The organism is Cohnella sp. CFH 77786 (assembly GCF_019400745.1).
Classification (GTDB): Bacteria; Bacillota; Bacilli; order Paenibacillales; family Paenibacillaceae; genus Cohnella.
Genome location: NZ_WJIB01000010.1, coordinates 26,193 through 40,634, shown reverse-complemented (window position 1 = coordinate 40,634; position 14,442 = coordinate 26,193). Strand labels below are relative to the sequence as shown.

The window sequence follows — 14,442 nt, the reverse complement described above, 5'->3', positions numbered from 1 at the left end:
GATCATTTCTTGGGAAATGGTGTCGATGGAGACGTTACCGCTTGACCGCCCTGGATTTGGCCGTTTTCACGGCTGCTGCCCATTCTTTGGCGGGATCGGCTTTGGCGTTGCGGACCAACTTCGAGATCGCGTTGTCGTAAGCATCTGGTGCCGGGTACAACTCTTGGCTTAAAGCATCGGGTTTCGCCGTTTTGGCGGCTTGAGCGAGTACGCGGTTCACCTGCTGATTGCCGAAATAGGCGTCTTTTTCCGCCAGCCACTCCGGCTCGGATAAAACCTTCAAATTCGCCGGGAACAGTCCTAACTCGTGATATGCCCAATTTTGCATTTTCTCGGACGCCAGCCAATGGAGGAGATCCAAGGCGATTGCCGGTTCATGAGCATCGGCGGGAATGGCGCCCGATAATATTCCGCTGTCCGTCGATCCTTCCGGCAGGGGGGCGACAGCCCATTTTCCGGAACCGGCTTTTCCGAATCGATCTTTAATCTGATTCTCTGTGCCCGGCCATCCGATCGAAGAACCGATAGCTCCCGATTTCATGGCTTTGATTGCGGCGGGGGTTCCCGTTTCATATCTGCCGATCCAGCCGTTTTTCAATCCATTGACCACATAGTCGTAGGCTTTTTTGATTTGCGGGTTTTGATCTCCGATATAGACGCCTTTCATATTGTAGTATACCGGGCCGTTGAGTGCGAGCATGTGCCGGAAAAGTTCGGACGGTTCACCGAACAGCGCTTTTTTCGTTTTGGCTGTGAACGTTTTACCCGCTGCTTCAACCGCATTCCAGCTATTCAATTTGGCGGAAACGGCATCCGGGGCGGCAGGCAGCCCTGCTTGACGGAACAAATCGGTCCGGTAAAACCAGACGGCTGGAGAGGAATTCAGAGGGATAAACGATACCGATTGCTGACGGTACGGGGGGTTGACGGTTCCCCAAACGCCTCTTGCCAGATTGGCTTGCAGCTCTCCTACGACTTCTTCGGAGATTTGATTCATATCCGCGAACATCCCGCTCTGGGGGGCAGAGGCAAGAGCAAACTGCGGCAAGAGCCAGTTGGGAAACAGGATCAGGTCGGGAACATCCCCGGAGGCCAGCGCGATTTTCAGTTTGTCCTGGTAATTGTACAAAGGTACGGTCGCGATATGTACGGTCAATTCCGGGTTTACTTCGTCCACATAGGCTTGAATGGCAGGCGTATAGTCCCAGATGTCCGTCTGCCAGAACGTAATCTCCGGGGCGGCTGCTTCTTCTCCGCTGGATTCCTCGGCAGCGGCAGGTACCGTGCCCCAAATGAGCAACAGCATGAGAATCAGGAACGAAACTCGTTTTGCGGCGGAAGCTTTCATGCCTTGCTTTCTCTCCTTCGTGTCATTAATGAATAGATATAAAAACAGTCTATAGGCGGGATGTAAAACGAGCAAGAAATAAATGGAGCCGAAGGTCGTTGATTCTGACGTGCCCTTGGAATCTTTAGCGAATCTGCGGGTTAGGCTGCAACATGGCGGCGTTTTCAGTCGTATTAGAGGGGATGGCAATTCACCAGCAAGGGAGCGTGGACATCATGCCAGCACCATCCATCAAGACCGCGCCTGCCAAGACCGCAAGCAATTCAGCGGGCCGGACCTCGTCCAAAAGCAAGAGGCGTGCAAGCAAGCGCCGGAGATTCGGCCTCATTCGGTTGATTCGAATGACGATCCTGTCGGGGTTCGTCGGCTGTTTGCTGTTTGCCGTGTGGTTTTATCTGACGCCTTCGGGGCGCACTTTCCGGTACATGGTGGCAGACACGATCATAACGACCCAGCACCGGGAATGGGCGAAATATATCATCGGCGAGAAAGGCTTGAAGGAGCGGGTTGCGGAGTACCAATCCAGCTTCGATCACATGGGAGATGAGAGGGACAGACACCGGATCGCGGTTCCTTCGAATGTGGCTGCGGCGAATATGCCGCTTACGTCGGTGGAAAAGGTAAGCGGTGAAGGATTCCGCGGTTATTTGCTCACCGTCCGCGACCCGAAGAAAATCCGTCTCGTCGTGCCGCAGAAACCCGGCCGCGGCGAGAAGGTGACCAGCATGGTGGAACGGACCGGCGCGCTGTACGGCGTCAATGCCGGAGGATTCGCCGACCCGAATTGGCAAGGGAACGGATTTCAGCCGATCGGCGTCGTGATCAGCCAAGGCAAGATCTATTACGACGGGCTCGGGAACGACAAAAGCACGCAAATCGTCGGTCTGGACCGAGCCGGCAAAATGATCGCGGGCCGCTATACGATTCGGGAATTAATGGATCTCGGCATTTCGGAAGCGGTCACCTTCTCTCCACGCATCATCGTGAACGGCAAAGGTTTGATCAAAAACCGCGCTCAAGGGTGGGGCATCGCTCCGCGGACGGTGATGGGCCAGAAGGAGGACGGCAGCGTCATGTTCCTGGTGATCGACGGCCGCCAGCCGGGATACAGCATCGGGGCCACGTTGTACGATGCTCAGGAAATCATGCTCGAACACGGAGCAGTCATCGCCGCCAATCTCGACGGAGGTTCGTCGACGGTGCTCGTGAACAGGGACGGGGAAATCGTCAACAAGCCGTCTGCCGCGCACGGGGAACGGTATTTGCCCACGGCGTTTCTGGTATTTAATGATCCTAACAATGTGCAAGTGCCCAATGTTTGGGCAGGCCTGAATCCATCGGACATCGATCCCGGCAAATGGTAGAAAGCGCTTGGGGGGGCGCGGAGGAGGAGATAGCGTCGGAGCGCTACAATACCAGCCTTCCGATTGACGGTAAAGCTTTCCCCTTGATAAGATAGCTTTATAAACACGCGTTCACAAAAACGTGAGAAGAGGGAATCGCCGATTGAAGAAGACGGGGATCGATTCGGTCGAGATCGCGCGTCTTGCGGGCGTGTCCAGGAGTACGGTGAGCCGGGTCATCAACAATTACAGCAACGTGCCGCCGGAAACTCGGGAGAAAGTCATGCAGGTCATTCGGCAGTACAACTACGTGCCGAATGCATCCGCGCAAGTGCTGGCAGGCAAGCGGACCCGAACGATCGGGTTGTTCATGATCGAAGCGGGCCACGTATCCGCGGATATCCTGACCAACCTGATGCTGGCCAGCATCATCGAGAACGCGTCGACCCTCGGGTATTACGTGTTGACCCGCATTATCCGGAATACGAGAGATGAGGACGCGGTTCGAAGCGTGAAAGAGATTTTCTACCAGCGGCGGATCGACGGGGGGATCTTCATCGGGGCGGCGAACCGTGAACCGTTTATCGAGGAGTTGGTCGCCGAAGGCTTCATGGTCGGGATCGTCGATCAGGAGCTGTCCGGGAACGCCGAGCCGAACCGCATCGTCGCCAATTTCGACAATCATGGCGGGATGAGGCTGGCCGTCGAGTATTTGCACAAGCTGGGGCATCGCCGCATTGGAGTCTTGAACGGCGATATGAACCGGTGCTCGGGACCTTCGAAATACGAGGGTTTTCTGGCGGCCATGCGCCATTATGGATTGGAAATCGATCCGCAGCGGGTGCTGCCAGGCGGGTTCAGCGAAGAAAGCGGCTACCAATCGATGTCGCGCTTCCTGGATGAAGGGATGCCGCTTCCGTCCGCGATGATCATGGCCAACGACAGCGTCGCCTTCGGCGCGATCCGGGCGCTGCAGGAGCACGGGCTGCAAGTTCCGCGCGATCTCTCAGTCATCGGATTCGACGACCATCCGCTCAGTTCCCGGACCCACCCGGCCTTAACGACGCTCAAAGTCGATTTTGCGGATATGATGGGAACGCTGACCGCCTCTCTCGTTCGCCATATCGAGGGGGAAGAAACGGGCTATGCTCCGTTCAGCGTCCGCAACGACTTGATCGTCCGAGATTCCTGCCGGCCAATCATATTTTCCTGAAGGGAGACGGGAATGTGCAGCCAAACGTACTGGGCAACAACGTCATTACCCAAATCGGATTGCTGGTGCACGACATCGAAACAACGTCGGAGGCTTACGCCAACTTTTTCGGAGTGGAGAAGCCGAAATGGTTCTGGACGGACACGCCCGACATCGCGCAGACCGAATACCGGGGCAGCCCGACCGAGGCGCGCGCGAAGCTGGCCTTCTTCGACATGGGTTCGCTCCAATTGGAGCTGATCGAACCGGACCATCATCCGAGCACTTGGAGGGAGTCATTGGACCGGAACGGGGAAGGCTTCCATCACATCGCGTTCGTCGTGGAGGGAATGAAGGAAAAGATCTCCCTCCTGAAGCAAGGCGGCGTGCCGCTGCTGCAGAAAGGGGAATACACGGGAGGCCGTTACGCTTATCTGGACTCTTTCCGGGATTTGAAAGTGCTGATCGAGCTGCTCGAAAACGATTGACGGGAAACCGGAATGGGAGGAACCATTGGGGATGAAACGCGTGGCGGCGGTCGTCGGGGATTACTACCATCGTGCGGAAGAGAGCGGGGAGGCGCTTCAGCAAGCGTTGCGGACATGGGCCGGCGCATCGGACGTGAGCCTTCGATTCGTGGACGCGGGCCGGATTCCGGTGGCGCTCGCCGAAACGCCCGACGCGGTCGTGTTGTTCAAGGAGGACCGGGTCGCCCCGCAAGAGGACGAGAATGCCCGTTGGATGACTGCGGCGATTGCGGAAGCGATCGCGAAATACGTGGAACAGGGCGGAGGATGGCTGGCCTGGCACTCGGGGCTTGCATCCTATGAGCCGGAAGGTACGTACGTGTCGATGCTTCGGGGACGTTTTCTGTTTCACCCGGCATTGCATCAGACGGTACGTTATACGGCAGCGTCGGCGGAAGCGGGTCGGGATATCCTGGATTTAGGCGGAAAGAACGGGTTCGAAGCGCTGGACGAGCATTATTTCGTCGAGTGCGACCGCGGCCGGACCGAGGTGTTTCTCCTGTCGGAATCGGTGGACGGCAACTCGATCGCGGGTTGGAGGCATCCCTATGGCCACGGCCGCATCTGCTGCCTCACGCCGGCGCATACGCGGGAGGGATTGTTCAACCCCGACTTCCTGCGGGTGCTTGGTTCGGCGGTCCGCTGGTGCTGCGGGGAATAGCAAGCGGGGATCAAGGGGGCCTCCTGCTAGTGTCATGTAGCATAAAGGATGGCCGGCAGCGAACGGTGCATTCGGGTGTGATTAGCCGCTTGAATTGACGGTATATTCCGAACCGCCAATTCAAGCGGCTTTTTATTCGTGTTTCAGTCATGCATACAATTGGGATGGTTATACGAATTACGGAATGGCTCTTTTACGTTCAATCTTCTCACATCCCCTTAATGGATGGCGAAGGCATATCCGTATGAGGCAAGTTCCTTTTCGTAATCCTTTAACCTCAGGAAAGCATAATGCCCAGCGGACCGTTCTCGTCCAAGATTTCCTGGAGTTCGTAGACGGAAATCGGGAAGTACGGGAAACCCCATGCATACGGCACGAGCGCGTACAGAGGGAAATAGATGACCAGCGCCTTGTCGGCGATATAGAAATCCTGATCCGGGGACAAGCCCGGATAGGGACCGAGGATCGGCAGTTTACGCGCGGCGATTTGCGCCTGGATGATCGCGTTCAGGCGTTCTTCGTACCGGCTGCCGAGCTTGAACAATTCGCGAAGCGCGTAGCGTTTGCCCGTATCGGCGTCGAAAGTGAGCGAATGCTGCAGGGTGTTTCCGTGCGCTCCGCCGGAATACGTGTAGTTGATCAGCGACAGGCTGAGCACCCCTCGCTCGTTTGTTTTGATCTCGAAGCTGCCGTTCATTTCCCGAATGTAGGGGCTGGGGTAACCTTGCGTTTTCATCTCGGCATGAACGACGTTTACGATTTCGCGATTCATCTCGTTCCGCGCTTGCGGCGTTGTGCCTCCGGCCACGACCGGCGTATTGATTTTGATGTTCGGCGCGGTGAACGGCCGTACCTCCATCGGAAGCATAAGCGTGTTTCGGTTCATGGGGATCCCCGCTTTCCGCCTAGGGGCGGTTCTCCCATCAATGTATTCAGCCCGAGATTCCGCTGTTCCGGGAGCATCGCATGATATTCGAAGATGAGCGACGACGTTAAGGCTTTGATTGTCACAAAAAACGCAAGCGCGTCGTCTTCTTGGCAGTACAGCGGAGCGAGGCCGTTTCAGGCCTTCGATTCGCAAGCCAAGGAGGCGTTTGGGAGATGGAAAAGAAGGATTCGGCGGGCCGAATGTGGGACGTTGCCGTAATCGGGGGCGGGCCGGCCGGTTTGGCGGCGGCTGCTTTCGCGGCGCGCGCGGGAAAATCGGTGGTGTTGTTCGAGAAAGCGGCGGGTTTCGGTGGACGGTCGGCTTCCGTAATCGAAAGCGGAGCTGTCCTCAATCTGGGGGCGCATGCCTTGTACCGGGGAGGCTCCGCGCAGCATGTGCTCGAGCAGCTTGGGGTGGAAACGCCCGGCAAAGGTCCTGGACCGAATATCCACTGGGTACCGGGGGAAGGGCGCGGGGACATTGTGTCGACCGCGGGGCTGCTGCTCGGAAGGGCCTTGACATGGGCGGAAAAGCGCAGGTTTCTGCGGTTTTTCCTCGGCCTGCGCAGGATCGATCCGAAGAAAGCCGAGGGGATGGGGTGGACGTCGTGGCTGGCCGAAAACGGCCTGACGGGTCGGGCTGCCGCGGTGGCGGAGGCGATGGCCCGCGTGTCTTCTTACGCGGGAGACGTGGATCGTATAGATGCGGGGACGGTCCTGCGGCAGCTGCAAAAACCCGGCGTCATCTATCCGGACGGGGGATGGCAGACGTTCGTCGACGGGCTGGCGGTGAAGGCTGCGCTGGCGGGCGCGGAATGCCGCACCTCCGCATCGGTAGCTGGTGTAGATTGCCCGGAGGGAATCGGAGGGGCAGGGTGGATCGTGCGATTGGCGGACGGAGAAGCCGTTCGGACACGCACCATCATCGCGGCTGTGGAGCCGCTGCGAGTTGCGGGTTGGTTCGAGCCCTGGCTGTCGGCCGATTATGCCCGTTCGCTCAGGGAATTGGAGCCGGTTTATGTCTCTTCGCTGGATCTCCACCTCCGCCGCCTGCCCGATCCGGGCCGGCCGTTCGCGCTGGGACTGGACCAACCCTTGTATTTCTCCGCCCATTCGCAGTGGGCCCGGTTGTGCGACCATCCGGAGCATGCCGTCGTTCACGCGATGCGGTATGATGGAGGGAAGAAGGGCGATCCTTCCGCTTCGCGCGCCGAGCTCGAAGCCTTTCTCGACCGGCTGCAGCCGGGCTGGCGGGACGTCGTGGAGCGGGTCAGATTCTTGCCTCATGTCGTCGTTACGTACGGCATGCCTTCCTATGGCAGGAAAGGCGCCGCCGGCCGTCCGGCCATAGACACGGGCGCCGGCGGGGTCTATGTGGCCGGAGATTGGGCGGGAACGGAAGACATGCTTCTGGACGCCGCTCTTCACAGTGCAAGGGAAGCGGCTCGGCTGGCGGTACAGCAACAGGGAAAGGGAGTGAACGTTTCATGAACGCGGAACGGGAAACGGTGCCGGAACGTCCGGATTTGACGGAATGGTACCTTGCACACCGCCGGTATTTGCTGTCCGTGGCTTACCGGATGCTGGGCACCTGCGCGGATGCGGAGGATGCCGTGCACGACGTGTTCCTGCATCTGCAGGACCGGGATGCCTCGGCGATTCGGGAGCCGAGGCCGTATTTGACCAAAATGGTCGTGCGGCGCTGTCTGGATATCCTGAAGTCGGCCCGGAAAAAGCGGGAAACGTACGTCGGGCCTTGGCTGCCCGAGCCCGACGTCAGGCCGGCGGACGAAGAGCCGGTCAGCGGCATGCTGTTGGAGGAGACGGTGTCGTATGCGCTCATGGTCGTCATGGAGCGGTTGACGCCGGGGGAGAGGGCGGTTTTCCTGCTGCATGAGGCGTTCGGTTACGGATACGGCGAAACCGCGGCGGCGCTCGGCAAAACCGAGGCCGCCTGCCGGCAGCTGATGAGCCGAATCCGGCGCAAGCTGGACGGCGAATGGCCGGAACCGGTGCCGAAGCAACAGGCGCGGGAGCTTGTGTTGCGTTTTCTGGAAGCGGCGGCGAGCGGCCGCATGGAAAGCCTGGTGATGCTGCTTCGCGAGGATATCGCCGTGGTGACCGACGGGGGCGGGCGCGTATCCGCCGCCCTCCGCCCGCTGCTCGGAATCGAGCGGGCAGCCGCGTTCGTTCTGGGTCTCGCCGCCAAGTACGGGAAGTCGGACATCGAAGTCGTGCCCGTCCTCGTGAACGGGGAAATGGGGCTGGGGTTCCGGGAGCAAGGCGCCTGGACGACCGTGCTTGCGTTCGAGTGGCGGGACGGGAAGCTGCGGAGAATGTTTATTGTCCGAAATCCTGACAAGCTGGAGCGGCTGGTTCGGGCAGAAGATCGCCCATGGGGGTAGCACATCGAGGCTTTCGCAGCAAGGAAACTTCCGCTTTCAACGGCGCGAGTTGTTTTCCGGGTTTGTCGATTCGATGGCTGCTAAGAGCTAAAATACAGTTAGTATGTCAAAAAACACATGATTTACGTTCACTAAATGCAAATTACATTTAGATTCTTTCGATTCGGCGAAATGCAGATGTTTGGGTCTCGAATAAATGTATTTATGCTGTTAGTGCCTCCCAAATAAACGATTTCGGAAAAAATAGTTGTCTATATGCAATTAGCAAAGAATCGCGCCCCCCAATCGCAACAAATGGCAGTTTGAAGGTTAATTGGACGGTTGAGACGGTTCGCTGCGGACAGCTATTGTGCCGAGTGACGGGTCATGGCAGGCAGGTGTCAGGTGGCAGATGCCAGATGCCAGATGGCAGGTGTCAGGTGTCAGGTGTCAGGTGTCAGGTAGCGGATGGCAGATGGCAGATGGCAGGTACGGGCGGCAGGCAACGCGGCGGCCGTCGCAGGCTTCAGATGGTGCGGTTTCGACGGGCCCATGCAGTTTCCGTATGTTGGAACAAAAAGCTTTATGAATATGAATATTTGCTGTTTCGGGACCTGCATCGAGGGCCGCAGAACGAAAACACGATCCCTTCTACCGAGCAGAAGGGATCGTTCGATTAGCGGGCACTGCCCTGGACGCCGCCGTCCAAAGGCAACGCGATCATGATTGCGCGTGTCCGGTCGCGGCGGCAGCGGCAGGCGCAGGCTTAAGTGCGGTCGCGGCCGAAGCTGCCGCTGCAGGCACGGTCGCGGCTTCGGGCGGGAAGCGTTCCACTCGGACGGCTGCGATCTTGAATTCGGGCATTCGGCTGATCGGATGAAGCGCGTCGGAAGTGAGCAAGTTGACCGACTGTTCGCCGCCCCAATGGAAAGGGACGAAGATCGTCGTCGGATGGATTTCCGACGTGATTTTGCAGGCGAATACGGCGTTACCGCGCCGGGAGACGACGCGGATCCGGTCATCCGGGCGGAGCTTGATTTTCTCCGCGAGGGACGGATGGATTTCCGCGACCGGCACCGGGGATTTCTTCATCAGCCCTTCCGTCCGCCGGGTTTGCGTGCCGCTCAAGTAATGGCTGCCTACCCGGCCCGTCGTCAGCAAATAGGGATATGAGGAATCCGTCGTCTCCGCCGGTTTGCCCGGCCGAATGCCATGCAGCTTCGCCCTGCCGTCCGGATGGTGGAACGACTGCCCGAACATTCTGGGCGTGCCCTCATGTTCGGGCGAAGGACAAGGCCAGAACAGGCCTTTCTCTTGTTGCAGCCTCTCGTACGTCATGCCGCTGTAATCCGCTTTGCCGCCTTTCGTCGCCAGGCACAGCTCGCGGAAAATCTCCTCGTTGTCTGCATACCGGAAAAGCTCTCCGGCGCCGAGGCGCTCGGCCAATCCGCAAATGATTTCGTAATCCTCCAGGCCTCCCGGAGGTTTCGCGAAAACCCGGGGACGGTGAAAGACCCTGCCTTCTAGATTCGTCAGTGTGCCTTCCGTCTCGAGGAAGGAGGAACCCGGCAGCAGCCAGTCCGCGCAAGCGGCCGTCTCCGTCTCGAACAGGTCCACGACGACGCATAGCTCCAGCTTCTGCATCGCCGCAAGGACCCGGTTCGCGTTCGGACTGGAGACGACGGGGTTGGAGCCGAGCACGATCAAAGCCTTGATTTCCCCGCTCTCCATCTTCTGGAACAACTCGTACGCGGAAACCCCTTTGCCCGGGAGCGACGCCGGATCGACTCCCCATACGCCCGCCACGTATTCTCTCGCGGCCGGATCCTCGATGGACCGATAGCCGGGCAACTGGTCCGCTTTCTGTCCGTGCTCCCGTCCGCCTTGGCCGTTCGCTTGCCCTGTGACCGCTCCGTAACCGCAGCCGGGACGGCCGATCTTGCCCGTCAGCAGGCACAAATTCATGTAATTCAATGCGTGCTCGACGCCGTTGATTTGCTGCTCCAAGCCCCTCGCCGTCAGTACGATGCCCGTTTCCGCCTTGGCGAATCCGCGCGCCACGACCCGAATGACTTCTTCGGGGATGCCGGTGTAACGCTCCACGACGTCCGGCGGGAAATCCTTGACCGCGCCGCGGACCTCTTCCAATCCGTTCGTCCGTGTCTCCACGAATTTGGCGTCGTACAGCTTTTCCTCCAAAATGACGTGAAGGAGCGAATTAACCAGCACCGAATCGAAACCCGGCTGCAAGCGGATGTGGATGTCGGCGATTTTGGACGTCATTGTGTTGCGGGGGTCGATCGTGACGATGACCGCCCCTTGTTTCTTGGCGGCCAGCAAATACGGCATCATCGTCGGCTGGCATTCCGCGATGTTCGTGCCCGCCAGGATGATGTACTTGGCGCGCGGGATTTCGTCGAGCGGGAAATTCAGTCCCCGGTCGATGCCGAACGCGAGATGCTGGGCGGCGGCGGCCGAGGACATGCAATACCGTCCGTTGTAATCGATGTAGCGGGTCCCGAGGGCGACCCGGGCGAATTTGCCGAGCAGGTAGCTCATCTCGTTCGTAAGAGACCCGCCGCCGAACACGGCGACGGAATCCGGGCCGTGAAGCTTGCGAAGCGTCTTTAGTTTGGAAGCGATCTCGTCCAGAGCTTCATCCCAAGTGAACGGATTCAAGCGTTCCGGGAGATGTCCGTCCGGCTTCCGCTCCCTGCCGAGGGGAACGGAAAGCCGGTCGGGATGAAGAACGTGTCCCATGGCGTTGAAACCCTTCTGGCACAGGCGCCCCGTCGCGACGGGGAAATCGGAGCTGGGTTTGATTTCCCAGCCCGTTCCGGCGGCGTCCGGAGAAACCTCGATTCCGCACTGCATGCTGCAATAACAGCAGTGGGAGCGCAGGGGGAACCGGGTATCGGCCGGTTGGGGTTTGAGTGTGAGCATGGGTTTCCTCCTTACCATCCGGAATCGAAGCCAAGATGCTGCGACGAATATGCCGCAGCTCCCAGGTTTCCGATTCGAAATCGTTTCATGCTGTCGTACTAGGCTTGCGCTGTTGCTTCGTTAGCGGTATTGGCGCGTCCTCCTTGACCGACGAAGGAGGATTTCCAATCTTTCTGCACCGCCAGAATCGTGATGATGCAAAGGACGGCGATTCCGCCCAGGATCAAGAAACCAGTCGAGTAGCTGCCGGTGGCTTGCTTGACGTTGCCGAGAATTTTAGGGAGGAAGTAACCTCCGAGGCCGCCTGCCGCACCGACAATGCCGGTCACGATTCCGATTTCTTTCCCGAAGCGCTGCGGCACCAATTGGAACACAGAACCGTTGCCCATGCCGAGCATCATCATCATGGCAAACAGCAGGATGGTAACCACGGCCAGCGAAGGCAGTGTGGAAATGGCAGCCATCATGATGGCGACGCCTCCATACAGCATGAGCAGCATGCGGATGCCGCCGACTTTGTCGGCCAGCCAACCGCCGAGCGGCCGGAAGAAGCTGCCCGCGATGACGCATATGGTCGTGAAGTTCGCAGCCTGGATAGCGGAAAGGCCGTATTGGGTATTAAAGAAAATCGTCAGGTAGCTGGACATGCCGACGAAACCGCCGAACGTGACGCTGTAGAGCAGGTTGAACAACCAGGTGTCCCGCTTCGTCAGCACTTTGCCGTAATCGACCAGTTTGGCCGGAGCCGGTTGATTGGGACTGTCTTTGGCCAGCAGGGAGAAAACAATGAAGACGATGGCAAGCGGAATGAGAGCGAAGCCGAAGACGACGTGCCAGTCTCCGAAATAAGTCGCGATCCGGTTGGCGAACAGCGTGGTGAAAACCGTGCCGCTGTTGCCGGCTCCCGCGATGCCCATGGCCAGGCCTTGATATTGCGGCGGGTACCAGCGGCTGGCCAGCGGCAACGCGGCGGCGAAGCTCGCCCCTGCGACTCCGAGAAGCAAACCGACATAGTGGATGCTGCTCAGCGTGTCCGCGAATTGCCATCCCCAGACGAGCGGAATAAACGTGATCAACATGCCGAGCTGTCCGGTGCGTTTGGGTCCGATTCGATCCGTAAGGAAACCTAACACGAGACGAAGGATAGATCCGCCGAGAACCGGGAGTGCGACCAGATCGGCTTTCTGGGCGGCGGTCAAATTGAAATCTTTCATGATAATGACGGAAAGCGGCCCAAGCAGAACCCAGATCATGAAACTTACATCGAAGTACAAGAAAGCGCTGAGAAGGGAAGGCTTGTGTCCGGCTTGAGAAAATCCTTTTTTGTCCATAGGTGACTCTCCTCTCCAATTTGGCGACGCACTTTTGAAAACGGTTTTACTGCAATCAAAAAAGCCGGCGGCGGTCGAATGGTTCGACTGCTCCCGGCTTCATTGCCTGGTTGAGGCACGCCCTTGTGCCGCATGATGCTGCTATAGGGTCATTATATTTGTGTCCTGTTTTTATGTCAATAAATTTAACGTAATTTAGGGGAGTTTTTCCGTAGAAACAGAAAATGGTTCATTTCTGTGTCATATTATATGACATTTATACCTAAAAGAGCGTCAACTGTACCGGCCCGATGGAGGGTTCGGGCGGATTCGAAGTTCGATTCCCTTGATTCTCCCGATTCCCCTTCCCGACCGGTTCATGCGCCGACAACCCGCTGGCCGCAAGCTGACGGCGTATGCGCTCGCGCATGGGCTGCTTATACGAATCCGGGACGTAGCCCGAGCCCCAGTACAGCCTGCCGTACGTTTCCGTCAGATGGGGGTAATGCTGCCGAAGAGTCTGGAAGAACCAGCTTTTCACCTCCGAAGTCGACAAGCGCAGGAAGGAGGGCATCACGAACGCTGCGCGGACCTTCGCGCATTCGGCGAGCAAGGCCTCGATCGAGGACTCGTCGTCCGAGATGTACGGGAGGATCGGGGCGATGAATACGCCTGCCTGGATGCCGGCTTCGTTCAGCTTGCGGACGGTATCCAGGCGAAGGCGCGGGGCTGGGGTAGAAGGTTCGAACGTCCGCCATATATCCGGATCCAGCGTATGGATGCTGATATTCACGGTAGACCCGGGCATCAGCTGCAGCAGGTCGAGGTCGCGGAGCACGAGCGGAGAACGCGTGGTGATGCTGGCCGGCACGCCGTATTCGGCCAGCGCCTCCAGGCAGCCCCGGGTCAGCCGGGCTTTGCCTTCCAGCTGCTGGTACGGATCCGTCGCGGTGCCGACGGCCACGTATGGGGGCAGCCTTCCCGCCATCTTCTTCAATTGGCCGCGAAGCACGTCCGGGGCGTCCTGCTTCCAGAATACGTGGTTCCGGAAGGCGTCGTCCGCGGTTTCCCCGATGAAAGCGTGGGTGCTGCGGGCATAACAGAAGCTGCAGCCGTGCTGGCAGCCCCGGTAAGGATTGATCGACCAATCGAACGGCATCGAAGCGGCTTTGACGGGATTCAGCACCGTTTTGGGGCGGATGGGCTCATATCGGATCGGATTCATGGCGCGCCTCCGAGGTTCAATGTGGGAACGTGTGTTCCCACATATTATAACACAATCGGTGGCGTTATAAACAACAGGGATCGCTTCCAAAAGATGATGGAAAATCTCGGGAGAGGGGATGCAACCGGGAGGGCTGATAGGCGAACGAAACCTTTTCTTTACTTCTGTCGTTAAGCTATAAGGATATCAAATCCAGGTGAGGTGTGATTATGCTTTATCCTTTACGGAGTATTGCGATGATAGCATTATCGGTAACTTTAATATCAACGATGGCCTGCACTCAAAAAAACGATTTATTAACAAATGAAGAGGCGGCTAAAGTCCTCTCGGAATCTAACGAAGTTTCAAAGTCAAATATACAAGTCGTAAATGTAAGTAAGCCTTCTAAACGTGGATTTACAGTTTCCTACCGAATTAAACAAAACAACGTTTGGAATCCTCCCGGCGAGGGTGTTTTTATGGCGGAAATAAGCAGAGATAGAGAAAGTGTGACCATCTTCCGTTTCTGATCGAAACGTTCCGCCGCAGTTAGGAGTTCCTGATGTAACGGCAAAACCCGCCATTCCTTCCGGAAGGCGGGTT

At 58.0% G+C, this 14,442-nt stretch carries 12 protein-coding genes; 7 read left to right on the top strand and 5 right to left on the bottom strand.

Annotated features, from left to right (window positions below):
* Positions 1–34: 34 nt before the first annotated feature.
* Complete coding sequence (locus GE107_RS15665; protein ID WP_219640925.1) at positions 35–1,348, bottom strand: ABC transporter substrate-binding protein; 1,314 nt, start codon at positions 1,346–1,348, stop codon at positions 35–37.
* Between the two features lie 215 nt (positions 1,349–1,563).
* On the opposite strand from GE107_RS15665, the gene GE107_RS15660 reads away from it, so the two are divergent.
* The 4 genes from GE107_RS15660 to GE107_RS15645 all read left to right on the top strand — a co-directional run bounded on the left by GE107_RS15660 (position 1,564) and on the right by GE107_RS15645 (position 5,071).
* Positions 1,564–2,712: a phosphodiester glycosidase family protein gene (locus GE107_RS15660; protein WP_219640924.1), complete on the top strand. Its 1,149-nt coding sequence runs from the start codon at positions 1,564–1,566 to the stop codon at positions 2,710–2,712.
* 142 nt (positions 2,713–2,854) lie between these two features.
* The gene (locus GE107_RS15655; RefSeq protein ID WP_219640923.1) at positions 2,855–3,904 is read left to right on the top strand and encodes a LacI family DNA-binding transcriptional regulator; all 1,050 of its coding nucleotides are present in this window, start codon (positions 2,855–2,857) and stop codon (positions 3,902–3,904) included.
* Positions 3,905–3,918: 14 nt separating this feature from the next.
* Positions 3,919–4,371, top strand: coding sequence for a VOC family protein (locus GE107_RS15650; RefSeq protein WP_219640922.1), 453 nt, complete (start codon positions 3,919–3,921; stop codon positions 4,369–4,371).
* Positions 4,372–4,402: 31 nt separating this feature from the next.
* Entirely contained in the window at positions 4,403–5,071 is a 669-nt protein-coding gene (locus tag GE107_RS15645; protein ID WP_219640921.1) for a ThuA domain-containing protein, read from the top strand.
* Between the two features lie 277 nt (positions 5,072–5,348).
* Here the strand turns inward: GE107_RS15645 and GE107_RS15640 are convergent, their stop codons facing one another.
* Positions 5,349–5,957, bottom strand: coding sequence for a DUF3298 and DUF4163 domain-containing protein (locus GE107_RS15640; protein WP_219640920.1), 609 nt, complete (start codon positions 5,955–5,957; stop codon positions 5,349–5,351).
* 215 nt (positions 5,958–6,172) lie between these two features.
* Between GE107_RS15640 and GE107_RS15635 the strand changes: the two genes are divergently transcribed.
* Positions 6,173–7,489 carry an FAD-dependent oxidoreductase gene (locus tag GE107_RS15635; RefSeq protein WP_219640919.1) on the top strand — a complete coding sequence of 439 codons (1,317 nt, stop codon included), beginning with the start codon at positions 6,173–6,175 and terminating at the stop codon, positions 7,487–7,489.
* Entirely contained in the window at positions 7,486–8,403 is a 918-nt protein-coding gene (gene sigJ, locus GE107_RS15630; RefSeq protein WP_219640918.1) for an RNA polymerase sigma factor SigJ, read from the top strand. The genes GE107_RS15635 and sigJ overlap by 4 nt, the downstream gene beginning before the upstream one ends.
* Positions 8,404–9,102: 699 nt before the next feature.
* Here the strand turns inward: sigJ and GE107_RS15625 are convergent.
* The 3 genes from GE107_RS15625 to GE107_RS15615 form a co-directional block, all read right to left on the bottom strand.
* Positions 9,103–11,325 (bottom strand): molybdopterin oxidoreductase family protein, encoded by a 2,223-nt coding sequence (locus GE107_RS15625; protein ID WP_255570523.1) that lies wholly within the window; start codon positions 11,323–11,325, stop codon positions 9,103–9,105.
* Between the two features lie 98 nt (positions 11,326–11,423).
* Positions 11,424–12,656 (bottom strand): nitrate/nitrite transporter, encoded by a 1,233-nt coding sequence (locus GE107_RS15620; RefSeq protein WP_219640916.1) that lies wholly within the window; start codon positions 12,654–12,656, stop codon positions 11,424–11,426.
* A gap of 262 nt (positions 12,657–12,918) precedes the next feature.
* Complete coding sequence (locus GE107_RS15615) at positions 12,919–13,860, bottom strand: SPL family radical SAM protein (protein WP_219640915.1); 942 nt, start codon at positions 13,858–13,860, stop codon at positions 12,919–12,921.
* 236 nt (positions 13,861–14,096) lie between these two features.
* On the opposite strand from GE107_RS15615, the gene GE107_RS15610 reads away from it, so the two are divergent.
* Positions 14,097–14,369, top strand: coding sequence for a hypothetical protein (locus GE107_RS15610; protein ID WP_219640914.1), 273 nt, complete (start codon positions 14,097–14,099; stop codon positions 14,367–14,369).
* Positions 14,370–14,442 lie beyond the last annotated feature (73 nt).

Excerpts from the sequence above, each read along its gene's own strand:
- GE107_RS15640 (WP_219640920.1), bottom strand. The coding sequence starts at position 5,957 with ATGAACCGAAACACGCTTATGCTTCCGATGGAGGTACGGCCGTTCACC.
- GE107_RS15665 (WP_219640925.1), bottom strand. The coding sequence starts at position 1,348 with ATGAAAGCTTCCGCCGCAAAACGAGTTTCGTTCCTGATTCTCATGCTG.
- GE107_RS15625 (WP_255570523.1), bottom strand. The coding sequence starts at position 11,325 with ATGCTCACACTCAAACCCCAACCGGCCGATACCCGGTTCCCCCTGCGC.
- GE107_RS15620 (WP_219640916.1), bottom strand. The coding sequence starts at position 12,656 with ATGGACAAAAAAGGATTTTCTCAAGCCGGACACAAGCCTTCCCTTCTC.
- sigJ (WP_219640918.1), top strand. The coding sequence starts at position 7,486 with ATGAACGCGGAACGGGAAACGGTGCCGGAACGTCCGGATTTGACGGAA.
- GE107_RS15610 (WP_219640914.1), top strand. The coding sequence starts at position 14,097 with ATGATAGCATTATCGGTAACTTTAATATCAACGATGGCCTGCACTCAA.
- GE107_RS15635 (WP_219640919.1), top strand. The coding sequence starts at position 6,173 with ATGGAAAAGAAGGATTCGGCGGGCCGAATGTGGGACGTTGCCGTAATC.
- GE107_RS15645 (WP_219640921.1), top strand. The coding sequence starts at position 4,403 with ATGAAACGCGTGGCGGCGGTCGTCGGGGATTACTACCATCGTGCGGAA.
- GE107_RS15660 (WP_219640924.1), top strand. The coding sequence starts at position 1,564 with ATGCCAGCACCATCCATCAAGACCGCGCCTGCCAAGACCGCAAGCAAT.
- GE107_RS15615 (WP_219640915.1), bottom strand. The coding sequence starts at position 13,860 with ATGAATCCGATCCGATATGAGCCCATCCGCCCCAAAACGGTGCTGAAT.